Origin of the sequence: Pedobacter fastidiosus (genome assembly GCF_014306625.1) — a bacterium.
Classification (GTDB): domain Bacteria; phylum Bacteroidota; class Bacteroidia; order Sphingobacteriales; family Sphingobacteriaceae; genus Pedobacter; species Pedobacter fastidiosus.
Genome location: NZ_JACRYL010000014.1, coordinates 65,116 through 65,515, shown reverse-complemented (window position 1 = coordinate 65,515; position 400 = coordinate 65,116). Strand labels below are relative to the sequence as shown.

The following is a 400-nucleotide window of genomic DNA, read 5'->3' as shown; positions in this document are numbered from 1 at the left end:
AACATTTTGCACTTAATCTTTCCTAAAGCTACTGTCATTTCAGCTGTAGCGCATATCCCAAACGGAGGGCTTTTAAGCTGGCCGTCATTTCGACTGGAGCGCAGCGGAACGGAGAAACCTTTGAAGCAAGTTTCAAATCTTTCCTAAAGCAACCGTCATTTCGACTGGAGCGAAGCGGAACGGAGAAACTTTTGAAACAATAAGTTCAAATCTTTCCTAAAGCTACCATCATTTCGACTGGAGCGGAACGGAGAAACCTTTGACTTTGAAGTAAGTTTCAAATCCTTTTTTAAAACAGTCGTCATTTCAGCTGGAGTCAGGGTTTGGGAAGTATAATTGCAAGAAACAAATAAACCACCCCCAGCCCCTCCTTGAAAATAAGGAGGGGAGTTGCCCCTCA

At 43.5% G+C, this 400-nt stretch carries 1 protein-coding gene; it reads right to left on the bottom strand.

Features of this window, described 5'->3' with window-relative positions; genetic code table 11:
• Window positions 1–155: 155 nt before the first annotated feature.
• The coding region (locus H7U22_RS22880; protein ID WP_222621882.1) for a hypothetical protein at window positions 156–400 on the bottom strand (245 nt) is incomplete at its 5' end.